This is a genomic window from Micromonospora sp. 050-3 (genome assembly GCF_046549335.1).
In the GTDB taxonomy this organism is placed as follows: domain Bacteria; phylum Actinomycetota; class Actinomycetes; order Mycobacteriales; family Micromonosporaceae; genus Micromonospora; species Micromonospora trifolii.
This window is the reverse complement of sequence record NZ_JAJPVX010000003.1, coordinates 119284-141528: the sequence shown is the minus strand read 5'-3', so window position 1 is coordinate 141528 and position 22245 is coordinate 119284. Positions and strand designations below refer to the sequence as shown.

The 22245-nt window shown below is 70.8% G+C and carries 21 protein-coding genes; 8 read left to right on the top strand and 13 right to left on the bottom strand.

From position 1 onward, the window contains the following. Positions 1-36: 36 nt before the first annotated feature. A complete protein-coding gene (locus ACLJOK_RS28660; RefSeq protein WP_410821716.1) occupies positions 37-525 on the bottom strand; it encodes a hypothetical protein in 489 nt (162 codons plus the stop codon). Positions 526-806: 281 nt separating this feature from the next. Between ACLJOK_RS28660 and ACLJOK_RS28655 the strand changes: the two genes are divergently transcribed. Beyond that, positions 807-2957, top strand: a complete 2151-nt coding sequence (locus tag ACLJOK_RS28655; protein WP_410821715.1) for a tetratricopeptide repeat protein — start codon at positions 807-809, stop codon at positions 2955-2957. A gap of 4 nt (positions 2958-2961) precedes the next feature. Here the strand turns inward: ACLJOK_RS28655 and ACLJOK_RS28650 are convergent, their stop codons facing one another. Then, positions 2962-3903: a threonine/serine dehydratase gene (locus ACLJOK_RS28650; RefSeq protein ID WP_410821714.1), complete on the bottom strand. Its 942-nt coding sequence runs from the start codon at positions 3901-3903 to the stop codon at positions 2962-2964. 15 nt (positions 3904-3918) lie between these two features. Then, positions 3919-4719, bottom strand: coding sequence for a proline hydroxylase (locus ACLJOK_RS28645; protein ID WP_410821713.1), 801 nt, complete (start codon positions 4717-4719; stop codon positions 3919-3921). A 194-nt stretch (positions 4720-4913) separates the two neighbouring features. On the opposite strand from ACLJOK_RS28645, the gene ACLJOK_RS28640 reads away from it, so the two are divergent. Continuing rightward, positions 4914-5162 carry a hypothetical protein gene (locus tag ACLJOK_RS28640; protein WP_410821712.1) on the top strand — a complete coding sequence of 83 codons (249 nt, stop codon included), beginning with the start codon at positions 4914-4916 and terminating at the stop codon, positions 5160-5162. A 228-nt stretch (positions 5163-5390) separates the two neighbouring features. On the opposite strand, the gene ACLJOK_RS28635 is transcribed toward ACLJOK_RS28640, so the two are convergent. From ACLJOK_RS28635 to ACLJOK_RS28610, 6 genes are all read right to left on the bottom strand, one after another. Then, entirely contained in the window at positions 5391-6284 is an 894-nt protein-coding gene (locus ACLJOK_RS28635; protein WP_410822208.1) for a fructosamine kinase family protein, read from the bottom strand. A 60-nt stretch (positions 6285-6344) separates the two neighbouring features. Continuing rightward, a complete protein-coding gene (locus ACLJOK_RS28630) occupies positions 6345-6842 on the bottom strand; it encodes an NUDIX hydrolase (protein ID WP_410821711.1) in 498 nt (165 codons plus the stop codon). Between the two features lie 113 nt (positions 6843-6955). Further along, a complete protein-coding gene (locus ACLJOK_RS28625) occupies positions 6956-7606 on the bottom strand; it encodes a uridine kinase (protein WP_410821710.1) in 651 nt (216 codons plus the stop codon). A 92-nt stretch (positions 7607-7698) separates the two neighbouring features. After that, a complete protein-coding gene (locus ACLJOK_RS28620) occupies positions 7699-7953 on the bottom strand; it encodes a Smr/MutS family protein (protein ID WP_007465523.1) in 255 nt (84 codons plus the stop codon). A gap of 121 nt (positions 7954-8074) precedes the next feature. Next, the gene (locus tag ACLJOK_RS28615) at positions 8075-8443 is read right to left on the bottom strand and encodes a tetratricopeptide repeat protein (RefSeq protein ID WP_112584722.1); all 369 of its coding nucleotides are present in this window, start codon (positions 8441-8443) and stop codon (positions 8075-8077) included. Between the two features lie 119 nt (positions 8444-8562). Then, positions 8563-9333, bottom strand: coding sequence for an ROK family protein (locus ACLJOK_RS28610; RefSeq protein WP_410821709.1), 771 nt, complete (start codon positions 9331-9333; stop codon positions 8563-8565). Between the two features lie 62 nt (positions 9334-9395). On the opposite strand from ACLJOK_RS28610, the gene ACLJOK_RS28605 reads away from it, so the two are divergent. From ACLJOK_RS28605 to ACLJOK_RS28595, 3 genes are all read left to right on the top strand, one after another. After that, positions 9396-11033 (top strand): ABC-F family ATP-binding cassette domain-containing protein, encoded by a 1638-nt coding sequence (locus ACLJOK_RS28605; RefSeq protein WP_410821708.1) that lies wholly within the window; start codon positions 9396-9398, stop codon positions 11031-11033. 38 nt (positions 11034-11071) lie between these two features. Beyond that, a complete protein-coding gene (locus ACLJOK_RS28600; RefSeq protein WP_410821707.1) occupies positions 11072-11380 on the top strand; it encodes a hypothetical protein in 309 nt (102 codons plus the stop codon). A gap of 124 nt (positions 11381-11504) precedes the next feature. Beyond that, the gene (locus ACLJOK_RS28595) at positions 11505-12230 is read left to right on the top strand and encodes a methyltransferase domain-containing protein (protein ID WP_410821706.1); all 726 of its coding nucleotides are present in this window, start codon (positions 11505-11507) and stop codon (positions 12228-12230) included. Here ACLJOK_RS28595 and ACLJOK_RS28590 read toward each other — a convergent pair. Further along, positions 12227-13234 (bottom strand): LacI family DNA-binding transcriptional regulator, encoded by a 1008-nt coding sequence (locus ACLJOK_RS28590; protein ID WP_410821705.1) that lies wholly within the window; start codon positions 13232-13234, stop codon positions 12227-12229. The genes ACLJOK_RS28595 and ACLJOK_RS28590 overlap by 4 nt on opposite strands. Positions 13235-13345: 111 nt before the next feature. Next, the gene (locus ACLJOK_RS28585) at positions 13346-14848 is read right to left on the bottom strand and encodes an amino acid permease (RefSeq protein WP_410821704.1); all 1503 of its coding nucleotides are present in this window, start codon (positions 14846-14848) and stop codon (positions 13346-13348) included. Between the two features lie 202 nt (positions 14849-15050). Here ACLJOK_RS28585 and ACLJOK_RS28580 point away from each other — a divergent pair, with 202 nt between their 5' ends. Beyond that, positions 15051-16709, top strand: coding sequence for a glycoside hydrolase family 10 protein (locus ACLJOK_RS28580; protein WP_410821703.1), 1659 nt, complete (start codon positions 15051-15053; stop codon positions 16707-16709). A 180-nt stretch (positions 16710-16889) separates the two neighbouring features. Beyond that, positions 16890-17426, top strand: a complete 537-nt coding sequence (locus ACLJOK_RS28575) for a phospholipase (protein ID WP_410821702.1) — start codon at positions 16890-16892, stop codon at positions 17424-17426. 153 nt (positions 17427-17579) lie between these two features. Here the strand turns inward: ACLJOK_RS28575 and ACLJOK_RS28570 are convergent, their stop codons facing one another. Together ACLJOK_RS28570 and ACLJOK_RS28565 are read right to left on the bottom strand one after the other, a co-directional pair. Beyond that, the gene (locus tag ACLJOK_RS28570; RefSeq protein WP_410821701.1) at positions 17580-20420 is read right to left on the bottom strand and encodes an ATP-binding protein; all 2841 of its coding nucleotides are present in this window, start codon (positions 20418-20420) and stop codon (positions 17580-17582) included. 152 nt (positions 20421-20572) lie between these two features. Continuing rightward, positions 20573-20788: an FmdB family zinc ribbon protein gene (locus ACLJOK_RS28565; RefSeq protein ID WP_238666924.1), complete on the bottom strand. Its 216-nt coding sequence runs from the start codon at positions 20786-20788 to the stop codon at positions 20573-20575. Between the two features lie 55 nt (positions 20789-20843). Here ACLJOK_RS28565 and ACLJOK_RS28560 point away from each other — a divergent pair, with 55 nt between their 5' ends. After that, positions 20844-22226 (top strand): lytic murein transglycosylase, encoded by a 1383-nt coding sequence (locus tag ACLJOK_RS28560; protein ID WP_410822207.1) that lies wholly within the window; start codon positions 20844-20846, stop codon positions 22224-22226. Positions 22227-22245 lie beyond the last annotated feature (19 nt).

Below are 22245 nucleotides of genomic sequence, written 5' to 3'. Positions count from 1 at the left end.
TGTCTTTCCGCCGGACCACCGTTTCGCGTCTTCCGGTCAGCCCACCGGCTCCGGTTGGCCGGCACCGATCCGGTGCCAGCGATTACCGTCGTGGTCGGTGAAGGTGAGGTCCACCAGAACGGTGTCGGCCGGGCGGAGCCGATGCTCCGCCGCGACGGTGACGAAGAGGTCGTGCACGTCGTGGCCGGGGATCCGACGGACCTGTTTCGCCGCGGCCAGCCCGACCGGTGGGGCGTCCGGATCGTCGGGCGGAACGAGTCGAGCCAGCACCACCACGTCCAGCACGGGGGCGTCACTCTCGTTGGCCACACCGACCCGCAGCACCGAGGTGCCGCGAATCTCGGCCACCGCCGAGACCAGCCGGGCCTGGGTGGCTCGAATCCGCAGATCGTCGTTGCGGCGCGCGCGAATTTCCCCCCGCAATCCGAGGTAGACGAAGAGCACGCTGGCGATGGACCCGACCGCGCCGAACCAGTCCGGCACGGTTCCCCAGTCGATGACGTCCTGGATTGACGACCAGTTCATAAGTCCATCGTGGATGCGCCTGTCGAGCGCCGGGCCCGGCGGATCGGCCGGGATCAGTCGCGAATTGGGAATTCCGGCACCGATTCCGGTCAGCCGGGCGGCCTAAACGGAGAGTGTGCAACCCAGTACGGGGATGGATACGCTTGCGGTCGACATGGCGCGGGTGGCAATCCCTCCGACTGTCCACCAGATGGACAGGATCTTTCGCCGCCGGCCCATTGTGAATTCGCCACCGAAGGGGGACCGCATTGACTGCGGACGTTCCACCCGAGGATGCCGGCGTGCCTCGGCCTGCCTACGACAGGCCGAGTCGGGTCTCCGTCGACCCACCGCTCGGGCGACTGGACAGCCCGCTGCACGGGCGTGACGACCTGATCGACGAGATCGTCCAGCCGGGGGAGATCGCCGGGGGCCGGCCCTCCGTGCACATCCTGTGCGGCATGGGCGGCTCCGGCAAGAGCCACGTCGCACTGGAGATCGCCCGCCGGGCCCGCGCTGACGGCCGGACGGTCTGGTGGGTGCAGGCCGGGCGGCTCAACTCCGGGATGCGGGAGGTGGTCAGCCAACTCGGTGCGTCGGAGACCCAGGTCGACCAGGCCTGGGCCGGGATGATCAGCGCGACCGACCTGGTGTGGCGCTACCTCAACCAGGCCGCGCAGCCCTGGTTGTTGATCTTCGACAGTGCGGACGAGCCCGCCAGCCTGGGCCCCACCGACGGAGTGCTCGCCGACGGCACCGGCTGGCTGCGCAGCCCGGAGGCCGACGACGGCATGGTCATCGTGACCAGCCGGGACGGCAACCGGGCCACCTGGGGCACCTGGTCGGTGCTGCACCAGGTACGCCCTCTCGGCGCCGACGCCGGCGCGCAGGTGCTCATCGACCGGGCCGGCGCCCAGGCCGGAGGCCCGGCCGACGCCCGGGAACTCGCCCGGGAGCTGGGCGGGCTGCCCCTCGCCCTGCGCGCCGCCGGCAACTACCTGCGGTCGGTCAACGCCAGCCCGGTCTGGCGCGGCTCGTCCACCATCACCACCTTCGCCGACTACCGGACGGCCGTGCAACGTCGGTTCCGCTCACCGCGCGACGCCGCCGACGTCGACCTCGACGAGTCCCTCGGCCTGGAGATCGTCCGCGAGGTCGACGACATCTCACTGGACCTGCTGGCCCGCCGCCAGCTCCAACAGAGCCGACCACTGCTCAACGTGCTGGCCTGCCTGAGCATCTCCCCGGTGCCCTACGAGGTGGTGCTCAAGCCGGCCATCCTGGCCGGGTCGCCGCTCTTCAAGGGGCTCACCGGCCGGCAGCGGGTGAAGGTGCTGGAGGGCATCGGCAACCTGGCCCTTGTCGACTTCGACGTGCAGGAGGAGGTCACCGACCCGGCGTTCGCGCACGTGCTCTCGCTGCACCCCCTGGTGCACGCGATGTTCCGCGACCGCGACGAGGTGCGTGAGCAGATCGCCGAATACCACGGGCTGGTCATGAAGCTGCTGCTCGCCGCCACCGAAGGGCAGAACCCGGACGACTCGGCGGCCTGGACCAACTGGGACGTGCTGGTGCCGCACCTGGTCGAGGCCGTGCGGGAATACCTCGTGCCGCAGAAACACAAGCACGACCCCGAGACGGTACGCCGCGCGCTGGAGCTGACCCGACTCACCGCCCGCTACCTCATCGCAGTCGGCCTACCCGGCTCGGCCTTCGACATCCTCGACCCGATCGTGCGCGGTTGCGCCGCGTACGACCACGACCTGGACCGGCCGCAGGTGCTGGCGCTGCGCCACGAGCTGGGTCGCACCTGGCTGGAGCGCAACCAGCCGGAGATGGCCGACCGGGTGCTCCGCGAGGTGATCGCCGACCGCACCAGGGTGCTGGGCAGCGACGACGCCGACACCCTCGCCAGCCGGCACAAGCTCACCAAGGCGATCATGGCGCAGCGCCAGTGGCCCGAGGCGGAGCTGGAACTGCGGCAGATCGTCGCCGCCGAGGACCAGGTACGCGGCCCGGAACACTGGGACACCATGATCGTGCGGCACAGCCTGGCGCTGGCGGTGCTGGCCCAGCAACGGGCGCCCGAGGCCGAGGAGATGCTGCACGCCATCCTGGAGGTCCGCTACCGGTTGTGGCCGCTCAACCAACCCGAGACCTGGCAGGCTCGGCACACGTTGGCCCGCTGCATGCAGGCGCAGGGCCGGCTCGCCGAGGCGGAGGACGAGCTGCGGGCCACCCTGGCCACAGTGGAACCCCGGCACGCCGACCGCAGTGAGGTGCTCGCCATCCGGTCCACCCTGGGCCTGGTGCTACTGCTCGAAGAGCGGGTCGACGCGGCGATCGAGGTGTACGAACACTTGCTGGCCGATCGCCGTCGACTCCTCGGCGACACCCACCTGGACACCCTCCAGGTGGAGCACGCGCTGCGCCGGCTGCGTAACGGCGACTGAACGGTCAGTGCGGCGCGGCCGGGCCCAGGTCACTCGGGTCGGTGTTGCCACCACAGATGATCACTGCCACCCGCTCCCCCGGCTGCGGCACGTACGCGCCGCCGACCAGCGCGGCCAGCGCGGCGGCACCGCCCAACTCGGCGGCGACCCGCAGCTCCGACCAGAGCAACCGGCGCGCCCGCACCAGGTCCTCGTCGCGGACCAGCACGGACACCACCTCGGTACGGCGGGCGGTGTCGAAGGCGATGTCGCCGATCCGCCGGGCACCCAGCGAATCGGTGGCGATGCCACCCACCTCGATGTCGACCGGCCGACCCGCCTTGAGGGCCGAGTGCAGGGTGGGGATCTGCTCCGGCTCGACCGCCACGACACGCGCCGAGCCATCGAACCAACTGGCGATACCGGACACCAACCCGCCACCGCCGACCGCCACCAGCACGGTGTCGATCCCGTCCACCTGCCGCTCCAACTCCCGGCCGACGGTGCCCTGACCGGCCACTACCTCCGGCTGGTCGTACGCGTGCACGACCAGCGCGCCGGTCTCCCCGGCCCGCTGGGTGCTCGCCGCCAACGCCTCGGCGTAGTGCTGGCCCACCTGGCGCACCTGTGCGCCCAACCCCGCCAACCGCTGCACCTTCACCGGCGAGGCGGTGACCGGCACGAAGACCTCCGCCGGCACGCCCAACGACCGGGCCGCGTACGCGACGGCGAGGCCATGGTTGCCACCCGAAGCGGCGATCACTCCGGCCGACGGCAACGACCCCTGGAGCATCCGGTTGAACGCGCCGCGCGGCTTGAACGAGCCGGTGTGCTGGTGCAGCTCCAACTTGAGGCTGAGCTGCCCGGGCACACCCAGGTCGGCGCCGTCGACGGCGATGACCGGGGTTTCCCGGACCCGCCCCTCGACAAGGGCCGCGGCCGCCTCGACGTCGCTTCTGTCCACCATGGGAAACGCCCTTCACTACGACCAGAGGGCCAGTCGACCATCGTCGGTGAGCCCGACGAAACATCCTATGGAGATCCGTCGGCCATCCGACGCCTGACGCACCGTGTGATAGTGCCGCGGATCAAACAGAAAGCCCTCCCCGAGCGTGGGGCGCAACGTCAACGACTGCGTGTTTGCGGCCACCGCCTCCTGAAAGCCGTACCCGCCGGGGATCCGTAGCGGCTCGTCGTCCGGCTGCCAGCGCCGCCGCCACAGCACTGTCTCACCACCGGCCGGTGGCACCCGGATGTAGATGTTGAACGCCAACTGGGCCACCACCTCGCTGTCGAGCAGCCGGCCCGCGTACTCCCGTACCGCGTCGTCGAAGTGCACCTGGAGCCCCGCGTTGATCTCGCGGACGATGCCGACGTGCATCTCCCGACCCTGCCGCCGCCCGGGTGCCACGTTCGGCCAGGCACCGCGGAACGCGGCCAGGCACAGGTCCCGGGGCGAGTCCGACAGGCCCAGCGTCGACCAGCTCTTCTCGGCCGCGCGGGCCGCGTCCCAGTAGTCCTCGCCGAGTTCCCCAGCGGACCGGTGGTCGTTGATGGCCGGACCGAACTTGGCGACGACGGGAAAGACCCGGCTCTCGTCGTAGCGGTCCATCGGCGCGTTGGCGAGCGCGGCGGTGATCGCCTGACAGCGGGCCGCGGAGAGCAACCCCGGCACCCGAACGGCGGCCAGCCGCCCCGCGATGAGCCCGGCGACATCCGCTCGGGTGATCGATTCTGATTCGACGGCGACGAACAAGGGATCGGTACTGCTCGAATGCTGCACGGCGGTCCTCCCGTAACGAAGATCCCTCACCGGACTTGTCGCGCCCCCCGACCCGCGCACCGTGCAATGTACAAACCGCAGGCAAGACGAGGTAACCGCAGTTCCGGGCGGCGTGGCGCGGCCACCGCTACCATCGGCGCAACCGGGGAAAGTGACACCGAGCCGTACGGCGGAAGCTTTCCACCGATCGGGGAATGGTGACGATTCTCGGCGTGACGCATGATGCGACTAGTTCGAACGCTGACAAGGAGTTCGAGATGGCAGGCGCCGGCCCGACGGATCTTGACATGCACATCGACCGCCTGGAAATGGCGCGTCGAATAGCCCGGGAAATGATCGAGTCCGACCATCAGGCTCTGGAGCTCGCCGTCCGGCAGCGCCCACAGTGCTGGTCCCGACGCCCCACCGGCCACGGCACCCGCGCCGACGCCCTCGCGGGCTGACGCTTCCTCGCGCAACAGCGGATACTCCGGCGATGACCCTTACGCCGCCCCGCTGCTCGCGTGCGGCCTTCTCGTCGCCAGCCTCTGACCGCGCTCGATTGATCACTTGATGACGAGTAGTTGAAAACAGATCCTGGGACCTCCTCACCATCAGCTGATCACGGCGCCGCCGCCACTTCGGCGGTCTAACTACCAAGGTCACTACGGTTGAGCCGTCGCTGGGACTGGCTATTCGTAGGTCGCGACGGTCTGGGCGATGCGGTTGAGGAACGGGCGTCCGAAGGCCGACGTGCCGTCGACGGTGATCACGGCGAGATAGCCGAAGAGACGCCAGAGCTCCCGCCGATGCCGGAACCCCGGGTCGATCGGCGTGATCTCGGCGTAGGCGTCGAAGACCGCGCTGGGGACCGGCTCGAAGTAGTCGATCAGGGCAAGGTCGATCTCGGGGTGCCCGAAGTACGGGGCCGCGTCGAGCAGGATCGCCTGGGTGGCGGTGGTCAGGAAGTTGTTCTGCTGAGCGTCGCCGTGCAGCAGCGTGGGCCGGGTTTCCGGGCCGCAGAGGGCGGGCAGTCGGTTGATGAGTCCTTCGACACCGACGGCCAGCTCCAGGGGCAGGTGACCGCTGTCGACCGCCGACGTCAGCCGTGGCAGCAGACGACGCTCGGCGTAGAAATCGACCCACCGGTTCGAGGCCACCGGACGGTTGTCCTGGCGCAGCGGGCCGAAGAAGCTGTCGAACTGCTCAAGACCGAACCGCTCCTCGGAAACCTGGTGCAGGGTGGCCAGGGCATGTCCGATGGACCGCCATTGGTTCACCGAGCGCGCCTCGGCGGCAATCTCGGGGATCGCCTCCAACAGCAGCAAGGAACCAGCGCCGAAGTCGATCACCCCTGCCCCGACGGAGGCAGGCGTCATGACGGCGGCTCGCTGGCGCAGCAGGTTGAGGCCACGCAACTCGGCGTCGAACTGCTCGTGTCCCTCAGCTGAGGCGTCAAGCTTCGCGAAGACCGAGAACGCGTCGCCGTGCAGAAGCCCGCACGGGTGGGACGCACGGTCGTTCAGGTCGGTGAAACCGGACGCCACCCACGCTCGTCCGAGATGAGCTGACGCCGCCCGTTCGATCTCACGAACAATCGGTGCGTGCGCGAGCGGATGAGTCCTCAGCCGTCGGCCCTCACACGTTCACAGGCCGAGCGCCACGGGTTGGGTTGGTACTCCGTCGGCGATCAATGCGGCCAACGGCGTGGCGAGATCGCGCGGCGAGAACAGCTCAGAGCCGAGGTACTCCCTGATCTCTGACAGCGACCACCAACGCCAGCCGATGACGTGCTCGGCGGCGAGTTCTTCATCGCTCATCGCACCGCGCGGCGTGAACGACGCGGTCCGCACGAGGAAGTAGTCGTTCAGGGCGCCATCGTGGCCGGGTGCGTGCCCGGCGGCCACTATCTCCTGGCACCAGACCTGAGGCGGGTCGGCATCGAGAGTAAGACCGATCTCTTCGCGCAGCTCTCGCCGCAGGGCTGCCAGCGGTGTCTCGCCGTCTTCGACGCCACCCCCGGGAGTAATCCACACAAAGATCATGCCAGCCGGATCGGGAATGCCGAGTCGAAGCAGCAGAACGCGGTCGTCTTCGTTCAGGACGACCGCACGGGCCGATCGTCGCAGGTTCACCGTCGACATCAGAACACCCTACGGGTCAACGAATTGGAGGATTTCGCGCTCGCGCAGCGGCGGACCTGGAGGTGCCTGCGGCCCCGTCGTGGAAGTCCAGACCAGCGTAATGAGCAGGCGCGCTAGAGGCTGATCGGCGGCGCTACGACCAGTTCGGTGTCCGGGTCGTGATCGATCTCCGAAGGGCCTGCGACGATCAGCGTGGCTCGGGACCACGGTCGTTCTCGCAGCATGAAGGGCAGTTCCTCCCGCAGCCAGTTCGTCACGTGCTCCTGCTGTTCGGCCGAGTCGCCGTCGCGAGCGACCAGCAAGCGCTCTTGTTCATCAAGATCGCCCTGTATGTACACCGAGGCGTCCAACCACGGGCCGAGTTCGTCCCGGATGATGCCGGTGCCCTCGACCCAGACGACGTCAGCGCCGGCAGGGATGGTGATCGATCCGGCTCGGTCGTGGCTGATCCAGGCGTCGGGACGGAAGTTCACCGACTCCCCTCGGTGCAGGGGTTGCAGAATGTTCTCGGCGAGTACGGCGCCCCAGTCGAAATAGGCATGGTTCCAGGCGACGTCGTCGGTGTGCACGATGGCGGAGTTGGACTCCACCTTGCTCAGCCGCTCAGCCAGAGTCGTCTTACCTGCACCACCCCGGCCATCGATCGCGATCACCCGGGGGCGTCCGGTGACATCCGGTGATGCGTCGCGTAGCTGCCGGACGGCGTCGGACAGAGTCACCAGCCGCCAGCCGACGGCTTCGGTCTCACCAGCATGTAAGCGCATCGACGGTTCGTACCCCCAACGTCTGCCGATGATGCTGCGCTCATGGTCAGTCGCCGCCCGTGCCGCACCTACAACCCATCGACAAGGCGCTGCTATTTCCAGCGGAAGTGGACGAATAGGCGGCCGAAGTTCTTCGAGTCCTTTTCCACCCGGTGGTAGAGCTGCTTGACGTCCTTCTGGTCGAGGAACCGCAGCACCCGCTTCTTGAGCTGGCCGGATCCCTTGCCGGGGATGATCTCGACGAGGGTGGCCTTCTTCGCCACCGCCTCGTCCATGATCCCGCGCAACGCCCGGTCGATGTCCTGGCCCTTGTTGAAGATCTCGTGCAGGTCCAGCTTGAGCTTCATGCCGCAGCCCCCGGCCGGTCAGGTCCCATGTCCGTCATCCTAGGCACGTCCGGCAGGTCGCCGGCCAGACGACGAAGGGGCGGCCCCGAAGGGCCGCCCCGCACGCGTCACCGGGTCAGGCTCAGCGCCTGCCGCCGAGGCGGGTCTCCACCCGCTCCAGCGCGGTCCGGTAGTCGTCGTTGGCCGCGTACATCGCGGCGGCGATCCGGAGGTGCCGCAGCGCGTCGGTGTGTCGGTTCAGCCGCTCCAGCGTCCGACCGAGCACGTGGTGCGCGTAGTGGTCGCTCGGGTCCCGCTCGACCAGCTCGCGCAGATGCTCCTCGGCCCGGTTGAGCTGGGCCGACTGGAAGTACGCCCGGGCCAGCAGTTGCCGGACCGCTGCGTTGCCGGGCTCGGCGTCGATGATCGGCTCCAGCAGTCGGGCTGCCCCGCTGGGGTCACCGGTTTCGAAGAACATGGTCGCCCGCCGGTAGTCCGCCAGAAGATCCATCTGCCACCTCCTCGGGTCGCACCGTCACCTGTTCCGACGCTGGCACAACACCGGACGTTTGGCGACTGTTCCCGGGGTCGAGATCAGGTCAGTTCGGGCCGCCGACGGGCGCCGAAGGGTCAGGCGCGGGCGTCCCGGCGTCCGGCGGAAAGTTCCCAGGCGCGGACACCGCCGACGATTCCGGCGGTGTTCGGCACCACCACCACGTCGTCACCCATCCGGGCCAGTTGCTCGGGCCGGATCAGTCGGGAGTTGCCCCCGCCCAGGTAGAGCCGGTCCCAGCGGAACACCGGGCGGAGCCCGTCCACCACCTGGCGGATCCGACGAGACCAGAAGGCGTCGCCGAGCCGCCGCCGTTCCGGCTCGCCGACGTACGTGTCGTAGGTGGTGCCCCAGCGCACCGGGGCGTGCGACAGCTCCAGGTGCGGTGCGAGCACCCCGCCGTCGAAGAGCGCGCTGCCCAGCCCCGTCCCCAGGGTCAGCACCAGCTCGCACCCGGTGCCGGCGACCACTCCGGCGCCGTGCACCTCGGCGTCGTTGAGCACCAGCGCCGGCACCCCGAACGCGTCGGCCAGCGCGCCGCGCGCGTCCCAGCCGGACCATTCGGCGACCAGGTCCGGGTCGACCCGGCTTCGGGGGCCGTTGCGGGTCACGTAGTGCGGCGTGCTCACCACCACTCCGTGCCGGATCATCCCGGGTACGCCGACAGTGAGCCGGTCCGCCGTTGGCAGCCGCCCGCCGAGATCCCGCAGCGTCTGGACAAACAACGCGGGCGGCAACGGGTACGGGGTGGGCACCCGTAACGGCCGGGCCCGCATCGTTCCCGCCTCGTCGAGCACGGACGCCTTGATGCCTCCGCCGCCACAGTCGATCGCCAGTGTGGTCACCACGTCGTTGAGTCTGCCCGCTGCCGGCCGGTCGTATGCGGGCGGCCGGATAGGCTGCCGTCCTGATGAGCGCCACGATGATCGTCAAGGACCTGGCCGCCGGGCACGGCGACCGCCCGCTCTTCGCCGGATTGGACCTGGTGGTCGCCCCCGGCGACGTGGTCGGGCTGGTCGGGCCGAACGGGGCCGGCAAGTCGACGCTGCTGCGTACCCTCGCCGGATTGTTGCCGGTCGAGGCCGGCAGTGTGCGGCTCAGCCCGCCCACCGCGAGCGTCGGACACCTGCCGCAGGAGCCGGAGCGGCGGCCGGGCGAGACCGTCCGGGACTTCCTGGCCCGCCGGACCGGGGTGACCGCCGCGCAGGCGGCGTTGGACGCGGCGACCGAGGCGCTGACCGCAGGGGCGGCGGGCGCCGACGACGCGTACGGCGACGCGCTGGAGCGCTGGCTCGCCCTCGGCGGCGCGGACCTCGACGAACGCGCCGAGCAGGTGAGCGCCGACCTGGGGCTCGCTGTCGACCTGGACCACCCGACGACCGGGCTCTCCGGCGGTCAGGCGGCCCGTGCCGGGCTCGCGTCGCTGCTGCTCAGCCGGTACGACGTGTTCCTGCTCGACGAGCCGACGAACGACCTGGACCTGGCCGGGTTGGAGCGGCTGGAGGAGTTCGTCACCGGGCTGCGCGCCGGCACGGTGCTGGTCAGTCACGACCGGGAGTTCCTCACCCGCACTGTGACCCGGGTCGTGGAGCTGGACCTGGCGCAGCAGCAGGTGCACCACTACGGCGGTGGCTACGCGGCCTACCTGGAGGAGCGCGAGGTGGCCCGCCGGCACGCCCGCGCGGACTTCGAGGAGTACGCCGACACCAAGGCCGGGCTGGAGGCTCGGGCCCGCACCCAGCGTGGCTGGATGGAGAAGGGCGTGCGGAACGCGCGCCGCAAGGCCACCGACAACGACAAGATCGGCCGCAAGTTCCGCAGCGAGTCCAGCGAGAAGCAAGCCGCCAAGGCCACGCAGACCGAACGGCTGATCGAGCGGCTCGACGTGGTCGAGGAGCCCCGTAAGGAGTGGGAGCTGCGGATGGAGATCGCCGCCGCGCCCCGCGCCGGTGCCGTCGTGGCCACGCTGCGCGGAGCCGTGGTACGCCGTGGTGGCTTCACCCTCGGCCCGGTCGACCTCCAGATCGACTGGGCGGACCGGGTCGCGGTGACCGGGGCGAACGGCTCGGGCAAGTCCACCCTGTTGGCCGCGCTGCTGGGCCGGCTGCCGCTGGACGCCGGCACCGCCTCGCTCGGACCCGGCGTGGTGGTCGGGGAGGTGGACCAGGCCCGCGGGCTGTTCCTCGGCGACGTACCGCTGATCGACGCGTTCGAGGCGGCAGTACCCCACCTGTCGCCGGCGGACGCGCGGACCTTGCTGGCCAAGTTCGGCCTGCGGGCGGCGCACGTGCCACGACCGGCGGCCACCCTCTCCCCCGGTGAGCGGACCCGGGCCGCGCTGGCCCTGCTCCAGGGCCGTGGGGTCAACCTGCTGGTGCTGGACGAGCCCACCAACCACCTGGACCTGCCCGCCATCGAGCAGCTCGAATCGGCGCTGGCCAGCTACCCCGGAACGCTGCTGCTGGTCACCCACGACCGGCGGATGCTGGCCGCCATCGAGACCAACCGGCGACTGCGGGTCGACGCCGGGCGGATCGCCGAGGATTGATCCGCGCCCGCAGGCCGGCGCGGGGTGAGAATGACGCCATGCTCAAGTGGGAGTACGCCCTGCTGGTCCGCCGCCGTCAAGCTGCGACCACCGACCTCGGCTGGGAGGTCGTCTTCGTCTGGTACGGCCCGGACGGCTCGATGGTCGACGTGACGCCGTACGGCGACACCTCGCTGGCCCACCTGAACCGGGCCGGTGACCAGGGCTGGGAGTTGGTCGCGATGAGCGAGGACCCGTCCCTGCCCGGCAACCACGAACTGCACCGCTATCACCTCAAGCGGCCGAAGCCCGCCGAGCCGCCGCCTCGCCAGCGGATGCGCGGGGGCCGCCGCACCCTCTCGGGCTGACCGGAGGCGGGCCGGGTCCGAGGCGACACGCCCACCCCACGGATGCGCGGGCCACGCCAACCAGATGGACGAGTGGGGCATATCGGGCGCGATTGCGGGTATCGCGCGGCGGGAGGTGGCCCGAATGGTCGCTTTGGCACAGACTCCGCCCTCGGCCGACCGGCTGCGGGCGATAGACGATTTCCTCGCCCAGGCGTGGGCGGACCAGGTCCGCCACGATGATCGACTGCGGGACCTGGCGGTCGAGGTGCGGTTCGACCGCGGGGTGGCCCATCTGAGCGGCGACGTGGCCGAGCCCGCCCAGCTACGGCTGGTGCGGGACCTGGTGGGGCAAATGGCCGGTGTCTACGGCGTCTGGTGCCGCGTCGGCATCGGCGGGCGGGCGCCAGTGGTGGTGGACCTCGGTTGTGGGCCGACCAAGCAGTGGTCGAGCAACCTGGGGCTGGACATCTACCCGGCGCCCGGCGTGAATGCCGTGGCGGACCTGTCCGGCTCGCTACCGCTCGCCGACAACTCGGTGGACGTCCTCTTCGCGGTGCACATCCTGGAGCACCTGATCGACTTCCTGCCGCTGGTCGACGAGTGTCATCGGGTGCTCCGCCCCGGTGGGGTGCTGCACGTGATGAGCCCCTGGTGGGGGCATGTGAACGCGGTGGCCGACCCGACCCACGTCCGGCTGATGGACGTGCAGACGTTCAAGGGGATCTGTCAGCTCCGGCCACCGGGCACGCCGCGCTGGTACCCACTGCACGCGGGCTGCGACGGTGCCTCGATCTTCGCCGACCTGACCCCCCTCCCCCCGGACGCCGACCCGGCACCCCAGTCCCACCTGGCCCGCTTCTTCGACTAGCGGGTCTGGGTGGACTCGCGGAGTTCCAGACGGTAGGAGGCGCGGAGTTCCCGGGCGGGGGCGGCACGATCGCCGTCCAGACGGTTGGCCAGGAGTTCGACGGCCAGGCGGGCGATCTGCTCCTTGTCCGGGGCGACGGTGGTCAGGGTCGGAAACGAAAAGCGGCCGTCCTCGATGTCGTCGAAGCCGACCACCGCCACATCCTCCGGCACCCGCAGGCCGGCCTCGTGCAGAGCGCGCAGGGCACCCAGGGCAAGCGTGTCGTTGAAGCAGAAGACGGCGTCGAGGCGTACGCCGGAGGTGAGCAGGCCGCGCATCGCGGCCGCGCCGTCGGCGCGGTGCCAGGCCGGCGCGGGCGCCACCAGAGCCTTGTCGTAGTCGAGGCCGGCGGCGCTCAGCGCGTCGCGGTAGCCGGCCAGGCGCAGCCGGGCGCTGGCGCCCTCGTCAGTGCGCTGCGCGCCGACTGCCGCGATCCGGCGACGACCCGACTGGATCAGGTGGTCGGTGATCTTCCGGGCCGCTGCCACGTTGTCGATCACCACGCGATCCGCCGGGCAGTGTTCGATCCGCTCGCCGAGCAGCACCATCGGGGTGCCGTCCAGACCGGCCAGGTCCGCCGCGGTGAGCGCCGACGGACTGAGGATGAGCCCGTCGATCAGGTGGTCGGTGATACCGGGGGCAAGCACCCGTTCCTGGTCATGCCGGCCGCCGGTCTGGTCGATGAGCACCGTCCAGCCGTGCTCGGCGGCGGCGGTGACCACGTGACGGGCCAGCTCGGCGAAGTACGGGATGTCCAGTTCCGGAACGGCCAGCGCGATCACGCCGGTGCGTCCCTTGCGGAGGTGACGTGCGGAGAGGTTGGGCCGGTAGTTGAGTTCGACGATCGCCTCCTCGACCCGGGCACGGGTGTCCGGTCGTACGTGCACGTGGCCGTTCACGACGTTGGAGACGGTCTTGACGGAGACGCCGGCCCGTTCGGCCACGTCCTTGAGTCTGTGTCGCACGCCGCAACCTCCCCGAGGTGACGGGCGCACCATACCGTCAGCGACTTCTCTGCGGCCGTGCACAAGCGACAGGGGAAGGGCCCATGCGGTCCCTTCCCCTGTCCGGTCGGATCAGCTGTCGGCGCTCGGCTCGCGGGGTGACGGGGCGACGGCGGGCTCGTGCTGGGCCAGCCGGTTGCGGCGGTGACCGTAGCCGAAGTAGATCAACGCGCCGAGCAGCATCCAGGCCAGGAACCGCAGCCAGGTCTCCACCGACAGGTTGAGCATCAGGTAGAAGCAGGCCAGCGCCGAGACGATCGGCAGCACCGGTGAGAACGGCACCCGGAACGGCCGCTCGAGGTCGGGCCGCTTGCGGCGCAGGATCGGCACCGCCAACGACACGAGGACGAACGCGCAGAGCGCGCCGATGCTGACCAGGTCGGCCAGCGCGGACAGCGGCAGGAAGCCGGCCAGCAGCGCGACCGCCACCGTCATGATCGCCGAGATCCGGTACGGGGTGCCCCAGCGCGGGTGCACCTTCGCGATCGAGGGTGGGATCAACCCGTCCCGGGCGATGGCGAAGCCGATCCGGCCCATCGCCACCAGGTCGACCAGGATGACGCTGGTCAGGCCTGCGACCGCGGCGATGGAGACCAGCACTGCGGCCCAGCCCGCGCCGACCGACTCGAAGGCCGACGCGATCGGGGCGCCCCGGTCGATCTCGGTGTACGGCACCATCCCGACCACCACCAGCGAGACGCCGATATAGAGCACTGTGGAGATCAGCAGCGTGCCGAGCAGACCCAGGGTGAGGTCCCGCTTGGGCTTCCTGGTCTCCTCGCCCAGGTTGGCCACGGCCTCGAAGCCGGTGTACGCGAAGAAGACCACGGCGGCGGCGCTGAGCACCCCGACGAAGCCGAAGACCGACGGCTCCAGCCCGAAGAGCGCCTGCGTGACCGGCTGCTTGATGCCGTCGTCGCCGCTCCCGGCAGGCTCGGCCGGCGGGATGAACGGGGTGAGGTTGGCGGCCTTGACGAAGAACAGCCCGGCGACCACCACGAAGACGCAGATGGCCACCTTGACCAGCACCAGCAGGTTGGTGATCCGGGCGGATTCCCGGATGCCGACGATCGCCACGATGCCGAGGATCAGCACGATGGCGATGGCACCCACGTTGACAGTGCTGCCCTCCTCACCGAACCAGCGGGTCGGCAGGTCGAGCAGTTCGGCGAGGTAGCCGGACCAGCCTCGGGCCACCACGGCGGCGCCGAGCGCGAACTCCAGCAGCAGGTCCCAGCCGATGATCCAGGCGACGATCTCGCCCATCGTGGCGTACGCGTAGGTGTAGGCGCTGCCGGCGGTTGGCACGCTGGAGGCCAGCTCGGCGTAGCAGAGGGCGGCGAGCAGGGCGACCACGCCGGCGATGGCGAAGGAGATCACCACGCCCGGCCCGGCGCTGTCCCGGGCCTCGATCCCGGTGAGGGTGAAGATGCCGGTGCCGATCACGATGCCGATGCCGAAGCCGGTGAGGTCGACAGCGCCGAGCCGCCTCTTCAGCCCCAGTTGGCCGTCGCTGCCGTCCGCCTCACCTTGGGCTATCACGTCCTTGATTGGTTTTGTGCGCAGCACGGACACCCGGTCACCCCTCCCACCGTGCGACCACCTCCGTGGCGGCCGGTGACCGGCGTTGCTACCCAGCGGCGCGATTGGTCAACCACGAACTCTTGCGGCGACGGCCAGACTGTGAAAATTTCCTACCAGCAAGGCGGACATCGACGGCGAATCTTGCCGCGCACCGCGCGAAACATCCGGGAGCCCCAACGAAGGGACACACCGCATGAAAGCCACCCGAATCGGAGTCGCCGGGCTGGTCGCAGCCCTGCTCGGCACGTTCGTCAGCGCCACCCCCGCGAGCGCCGCCCCCAGCGCGGCCGACACCACCACCGCCACCTGCGCCACCGACCCGGCCACCCCGAAGCGTCAGTTCCGGGCCATGTGGATCTCGTCGGTGGTCAACATCGACTGGCCCAGCAAGGCGTCCCAGACCAACCCGGACCGGATCGCGGCCCAGCAGGCCGAGTACCGCGAGCTGCTCGACCTGGCCGGGCGACTGCACCACAACGCCGTCGTGGTGCAGGTCCGGCCCACCGCCGACGCGCTCTGGCCCTCACCGTACGAGCCCTGGTCGGAGTACCTGACCGGGGTACGCGGCCAGGACCCGGGCTGGGACCCACTGGCCTTCCTGGTCGACGAGTCGCACAAGCGGAACCTGGAGTTCCACGCCTGGTTCAACCCGTACCGCGTCTCCATGCCGGCCCCCGGCGGCGCCGGCGCCGACCTGACTCAGCTCGCCCCCGGCCACCCGGCCCAGCAGCACCCCGACTGGACCTTTGCCTACCCGCCGGCCGGCGTGGCCGGCAGCCGGCTCTACTACAACCCCGGCCTTCCCGAGGTCCGCGAGTTCGTCCAGACCGCCATGATGGACGCCGTCAAGCGGTACGACATCGACGGCGTCCACTTCGACGACTACTTCTACCCCTACCCCAGCGGCACCTACCAGGTGCCGGACGACGCGACGTTCGCGGCCCACAACCGGGGCTTCACCGACCGGGCCGACTGGCGGCGGGACAACATCAACCTGCTGATCCAGGAGATGAACGGCAAGATCAAGGCGGCGAAGCCGTGGGTGAAGTTCGGCGTCAGCCCGTTCGGCATCTGGCGCAACAAGACCGTCGACCCGCTCGGCTCGGACACCACCGGCAGCCAGTCGTACGACATCATCTCCGCCGACACCCGCAAGTGGATCAAGCAGGAGTGGATCGACTACGTGGTGCCGCAGCTCTACTGGTACATCGGCCAGTACCCGGCCGCCGACTACGCGCGCCTCGTGCCGTGGTGGGCCGAGACGGTGCGCGGCACCCGCGTGCAGCTCTACATCGGCCAGGCCGACTACAAGAGCGGCGACCCGGCGTACGGGCCGTACTGGCAGAACCCGCGTGAACTGTCCGACCACCTGACGCTCAACCGGTCGTACCCGGAGGTGCAGGGCAACGTGCACTTCTCCGCGGTGCAGGTGCGGGCCAACCGCCTCGGCGCCACCGACATCTACGCGGGCGAGCACTACTCCCGCCCGGCGCTGGTGCCGGCCATGTCCCACCTGCCGGCCCGGCCGCTGCTCTTCCCGGTGGTCACCAAGGCGACCCGGCAGGCCGACGGGGTCCGGCTCACCTGGCGGCAGCCCGCCGACGGCGTCGGTCCGCTCGGCACCGCCACCTCGTACGCGATCTACCGGTTCGACGGCACCACGCTGCCCGGCCGGTGCGCCACGGCCGACGCTGCGCACCTGATCGACACCGTCCGGGCCACGCCCGGCAACGCCCAGTCCTGGGTGGACACCTCGGCCGAACCCGGTCGGCGCTACACCTACCAGCTGACCGCCCTGGACCGGTCGGCCAACGAGAGCCCCGAGAGCCCGCCGGCATTCGTCAGGCGCTGACCCGCTTCTCCGAATGCCCCGGACGCCTCGCGCGTCCGGGGCATTCGTCTGTTTCAACGTATGTCACCAATAGTTGGCGAGACGCATACCGCCTAGTTGATCAGCTGATCGACACTCATCGACATCCGGTAACCCGCCGGTAACTTCCGTCCCACCCGCTCACCCCCGCGGAGGTAAACCGTGCCCCGACGTCTCGCCACCCTGCTCGCCTCGGGCGCATTAGCGCTGCTCGCCACCCTCGCCATCGCCTCCCCCGCCGCCGCCGTCACCCCCGCCCAACGGCTCTCCGTGCTGTCCAGCTGGACCCAGACCAGCGCGTCCAGCTACAACTCGTGGAACAGCGCCCGGGTCAACCGGGCCCCCTGGGCCGAGTACAACTTCAACTGGTCCACCGACTACTGCTCGTCCAGCCCGGACAACCCGCTCGGGTTCACCTTCAACCTGGGCTGCTACCGGCACGACTTCGGCTACCGCAACTACAAGGCGGTCGGCCAGTTCTCCGCCAACAAGTCCCGCCTTGACAGCGCCTTCTACGAGGACCTGAAGCGCGTCTGCACCACGTACAACTCGGTCGTCCGGCCGGCCTGCTACAGCCTGGCCTGGACCTACTACCAGGCGGTCAGCATCTTCGGTTCCGTAGCGGCCGTCCAGCAGGCCGACATCGACCGCGCCGCCCGAATGAAGGCCCAAGCCGAAGCCAGAGCCGCAACCCACTAACCCCACCCTGCCCTCCCCCACCCCCGCGCCGCCCTCGCCCCCACCCGCGCGATCTTGCACTTTGAGTTGTTGTTTTGCCCCTTTTGAAACCGATATCTCCCGACAGAAAGTGCAAGATCGACGGGGGCAGGGTGGGGCGGGGTGGGGTGGGGGTTAGGCGCGTTCGGTTCTTGTGGCTGGGTGGCGGTCGGGGTCGGCGGGACGGCGGGGGGTTGGTTGGGACAGGCCGGTGCTGAAGCGGGTCGAGTCCGCCGCCAGGTCCGGGTGTTCCACGTCGAGTGCCAGCGCCGCGGCCTCGTCCAGCCCGAGCTCGGCACCCTCGCCGTACGCGTCGTCGAAGGCAGCGTCGCCCAGCACCGCGCGCAACTCCGCCTGCTGTTCGGCCCAGTAACCGCCGAAGATGCCGGGGGTGGCACGCATACTCGCCCGGGTGGCCTGCGCGGCCCCGAACAGGCGGGCGGCGGTCAGCCGCTCCCCGCCGATCGCACAGCGCACCGCCACCGCGTTCAAGGTGTCGCACGCCCGGCCGTGGTAGCCGTGGCCCATCCGGGAGCGCAGCGCCACCAGTAGATGCTCGTGTGCGGCGATCACGTCGCCCCGGGCCAGCGCGACCATGCCGAGCAGCATGTCCACCGAACGGCGGCCCCGCTCCACGGGCCGGGCCGCCTCCACCGGACGCACCGCCCCCAGCAGCTCCGCCGCCTCCTCCAGGGCCCCCCGCCGCCAGAGCAGCTCGGCCAGGCTGAACACCGCGAACAGCGCCTCGCCGACCACGTCCTGCCCGTGTGCCCAGTCGATGACCTCCCGGCACACCCGCTCGGCCTCGACGAACTGCCCCATGTCGACCAGGGGCGCGGCCCTGCCGGCCAGCACCCGGGCCAGCAACCCGGCGTCGCCGGCCTGCCGGGCCGCTGCCTCCGCCCGCTGGGAGTAGCGCAGCTCCTCGGCGAACTCGCCGTCGGCGCTGGCATGCAGCGAGTGCATGTGGTACGCCGCCGCCAGCTCCGCCTCCGGGATCCGCTCCCCCGTCTCCGCGATCCGCCCGTACAGCCGGAACAGCCACAGCCGCCCCTCCCGGGCCAGGCCCCGCTCCAGCCACCACTGGTCCAGCCCACCCGCCAGACCGAGACCGGCACGGGCGCTACCGCCGGTGGCGCACCAGCGCAGCGCGGCGCGCAGCTCCCCGGCCAGTGGATCGAGGGCATACAAGGACAGCGTCACCGGCCGGCCGTCCTGGCCCAGGTGGGCCCGGTCCAGTGCGTGCGCCGACCAGGCCACGTGCCGGTCCCGGGCGGCCTGCTCCTCGCCGGCCTCGGCCAACCGCCGCGCCGCGTACGCCCGGATGGGGTCGAGCATCCGGTAGGTGCTCCCGGCGGCACGCGGTTCGGCCAACACCATCGACTTGTCCACCAGGACCGAGAGCGGGTCCAGCGGATCGTCACCCAGCAGCCACTCCACAGTCGCCAGATCCACCGGGCCGGCGAACACCGCCAACCACCGCAGCAGGCGGGCGGCCCGGGGCCCCAGCGTCCGGTAGGACCAGGTGACTGTGGCCTGCATGGTCAGGTGCCGCTCGGTGGCCGAGCGCTGCACGGCACGGCTCGCCGGGGTGGGCGGCGACGCCCCGGCCGCCGCGGCGACCAGGTCCACGGTGTCCTGCTGGTTGCCGGACCAGCCCCGCTCCACCGGCGGCGGATCCGGGTCCTCCCGGCCGGCGTCCAGGGTGCCGAGGACATCGTCCAGGCGCTCGGCGAGCTGACCGACGGAGAGCACCCGCAGCCGGGCTGCGGCCAACTCGATGGCGAGCGGCAGGCCGTCCAACCGCTGCACGACCCGACGCAGGTCGGCGGACTCGGCCGGGTCGGGCTGCCGGCCACCTCGCGCCGCCGCCGTACGGTCCAGCAGCAGCGCCACCGCGTCGCTCTCCGCACCGTCCGCGCGAGGGTCCACCGAGAGCGGTGGAATCCGCCACACCACCTCGCCCGGCAGGCTGAACGACTCGCGACTGGTCGCCAGCACCCGTACGCCACTCCCGCCGGACAGCAGACGCGCGATCACCTCGGCGCAGGCGGCCGGTTGGGTGTCGCAGGTGTCCAGTACGACAAGCATCCGGCGGGCGGCCGCGTACTCGACGAGGGTGTCCAGCATCGGCCGACCGGGCTCGGGGCGCAGGCCGAGCACGGCGGCGATGGCGAACGCCACCAGCCCCGGGTCGGTCACCGAGGCGATGTCGACGAACCAGACCCCGTCCGGGTGAGCCTCGACAACCCCGCTGGCCAACTCCACAGCGAGTCGGGTCTTGCCCGCGCCGCCGGCGCCCAGCACGGTGACCAGGCGGTGCTGTCGCACCAGCAGGCCCAGCTCGATGCGCTCGGCCTGCCTGCCGACGAACGAGGTCACCTGGGTGGGCAGGTTGTGCGCCACCGCGTCGGCGGTGCGGGGCCGAGGGAACTGCCGCTCCAGACCCGGCGCGACCAGTTGGAAGAGTCGTTCCCGGTCGTCGAAGCCGCGCAGTCGGTGCAGGCCCAGGTCGAGCAGGGTCGCGCCCGGCGGCATCGGCTCGGCCCGGCGGGCGGTGGACGCGGTGCAGAGCACCTGCCCGCCGTGCGCGGCGGCGGCCACCCGGGCGGCCCGGTGCACCTCGGGGCTGGCGTACTCGCCGTCGCGTGGCTCGGCATAGCCGGTGTGCAGGCCCATCCGCACCCGGGGCGCGGCTTCGGTAGTGGGCCAGTCGTGGCTGGACAGTGCCCGCTGGGCGGTCAGGCACGCGGTCATCGCCGCTGTCGCTTCCTCGAAGGCCAGGAAGAACGAGTCGCCCTCGGTCAGCAGCTCCGCGCCACCCGTGCTGGCCAGCGTGCGGCGCAGCAGCCGTCGATGCTCGGCGAGCACCGGTCGGTAGTCAGGGCCGAGCAGCTGAGCCAGCCGGGTCGAGCCCTCGATATCGGTGAATACGAAGGTCACCCAACCGCTCGGGAGCTGGATCCGTGGCGACATGCGAGGAACCTCCGCCCGTGACGTCGGGTTCATGCTGCCTGAGTCCGGACGATCACACATCGTGAGAACGGCCGGGCAAGTGCCGCCTCAACGTGCCACTCGGACCCGCTCCCGACAAGGCCGGCCCACCAAGCGGCAGCGAATTGGCCCGATCAGCAGCCGCAGGCGCCGCCGCAGCAGCCACCAGCGGCGGGTGCCGGGGCACCACCGGCACCACCACTGCGGCCGGTGACCGCGACAGCGGAAAGAAGCTTGACCGTGTCGGCGTGTCCCTGTGGGCAGCTGGCCGGCTCACCGGCCGCCGCCATCGATCGGTTGACCTCGAAGGTGTCGCCGCAGGCGCGGCAGCGGAACTCGTACCTGGGCATGCAACCCAGGGTACGTGGATCTGACGGTTGGCGGAGCATGGGTGATACTCGACAGGTGGTGGACGGCGAGGACGACACGCGTGTGCAACCGTTACGACCGGCCGCGCCGCTGGACGGGCCGCTCGAAGGCTCGGGGGCCGCGCCCGACCCGGTGCGCAAGGTGCCCCGCCCCCGCCGCCCCTGGCTGAGCGGGCGTTCCGCGAGTACGCCGAGCACGCCACCAGCCACCGCGCCGACTCCGCTACCGGTCACCCCGCCGGCTCCGCCAGCGGCCAAGCCCACCGCAGCCGATCCCGCCGGTTCCGAACCGGACGCGAGCGCCACCGGCACGAAGGTCCCGGCCGAGGACCTGAAGGCCGACGCTGCGAGGGCCGAGGACGCGAAGGCGGCCGGCGCGTCGAGCGCCGACACGCCAGCTGACGATGCGAAGACCGGTGCCGCGGATCCGGCGAAGACCACTGTGGATGAGATCCCGGTCGTGCCGGCGTCCGACCCGGCCCGTCGGCGGCGGGTGCAGTTCGCGCATGCCGTACGGCTGCCGCCCCGCCGGGCAGCGGCCGCCGCGGCCCGGGCGACCCGCGCCTGGGCGCGCCGGCCGAGCGGTCGGCTGACCCTGCCCGGCGTCTTCCTGCTGGCGCTGGTGGCCGCGACCGCCGCGGCGGGAGCGCTGCTCGTACCGGCCGCGATCCGGGCACCGCGCCCGGTCGCTGTCGACGCCTCGGCCGCACCGAGCGGGGTCGCACCGCCGGGGGTGCCGTCCGGTCTGCCCACCAGCCCGCTGCCCACCGGCCCGCTGCCGACTCTTCCGCTGCCCACCGGCGGGTTGCCCGGCAACGGGCTGCCGACCGGGTCGGCGATCGGTGGCCGACCGTCGGACGCCCTGGCCGGCTGGGCGCAGCAGGTCGGTGCCAAGGTCGGCGTCCCGGCCGTCGCCATGCAGGCGTACGGCTACGCCGAGCTGGTGCTCACCCAGACCAACCGCAGCTGCGCGCTGAGCTGGACCACGTTGGCCGCTATCGGTCAGGTCGAATCGGGGCACGGCTCGGCCAACGGCGCACGGTTGGGACAGGACGGCAAGGCGATACCAAAGATCATCGGGCTGCCGTTGGACGGCAACGGCGGCCGGATGCGGATCATCGACACCGACCGTGGGGCGCTCGACGGGGACGCGACCCTCGACCGGGCGATCGGGCCGATGCAGTTCATCCCGACCACCTGGCAGGAGATCGGCGCGGACGCCGACAACGACGGGATCAAGGACCCGCACGACCTGGACGACGCCGCCCTGGCAGCGGGAAATTACCTCTGCAAGGGCGGTCGGAACCTGAGCATCGCGGGCGACTGGTGGAACGCGATCCTGTCCTACAACGATGTGCGGCGGTACGCCCAGGACGTCTACGACACCGCGAACCGGTACGGACGGGCCAGTCGGTTGTGAAGTGATCGTCTCGATACGT

Coding starts and splice junctions, on each gene's coding strand:
- ACLJOK_RS28660 (WP_410821716.1), bottom strand. CDS start 525: ATGAACTGGTCGTCAATCCAGGACGTCATCGACTGGGGAACCGTGCCG.
- ACLJOK_RS28650 (WP_410821714.1), bottom strand. CDS start 3,903: ATGGTGGACAGAAGCGACGTCGAGGCGGCCGCGGCCCTTGTCGAGGGG.
- ACLJOK_RS28640 (WP_410821712.1), top strand. CDS start 4,914: ATGGTGACGATTCTCGGCGTGACGCATGATGCGACTAGTTCGAACGCT.
- ACLJOK_RS28630 (WP_410821711.1), bottom strand. CDS start 6,842: ATGTCGACGGTGAACCTGCGACGATCGGCCCGTGCGGTCGTCCTGAAC.
- ACLJOK_RS28625 (WP_410821710.1), bottom strand. CDS start 7,606: ATGCGCTTACATGCTGGTGAGACCGAAGCCGTCGGCTGGCGGCTGGTG.
- ACLJOK_RS28620 (WP_007465523.1), bottom strand. CDS start 7,953: ATGAAGCTCAAGCTGGACCTGCACGAGATCTTCAACAAGGGCCAGGAC.
- ACLJOK_RS28615 (WP_112584722.1), bottom strand. CDS start 8,443: ATGGATCTTCTGGCGGACTACCGGCGGGCGACCATGTTCTTCGAAACC.
- ACLJOK_RS28605 (WP_410821708.1), top strand. CDS start 9,396: ATGAGCGCCACGATGATCGTCAAGGACCTGGCCGCCGGGCACGGCGAC.
- ACLJOK_RS28600 (WP_410821707.1), top strand. CDS start 11,072: ATGCTCAAGTGGGAGTACGCCCTGCTGGTCCGCCGCCGTCAAGCTGCG.
- ACLJOK_RS28595 (WP_410821706.1), top strand. CDS start 11,505: ATGGTCGCTTTGGCACAGACTCCGCCCTCGGCCGACCGGCTGCGGGCG.
- ACLJOK_RS28580 (WP_410821703.1), top strand. CDS start 15,051: ATGAAAGCCACCCGAATCGGAGTCGCCGGGCTGGTCGCAGCCCTGCTC.
- ACLJOK_RS28570 (WP_410821701.1), bottom strand. CDS start 20,420: ATGTCGCCACGGATCCAGCTCCCGAGCGGTTGGGTGACCTTCGTATTC.
- ACLJOK_RS28565 (WP_238666924.1), bottom strand. CDS start 20,788: ATGCCCAGGTACGAGTTCCGCTGCCGCGCCTGCGGCGACACCTTCGAG.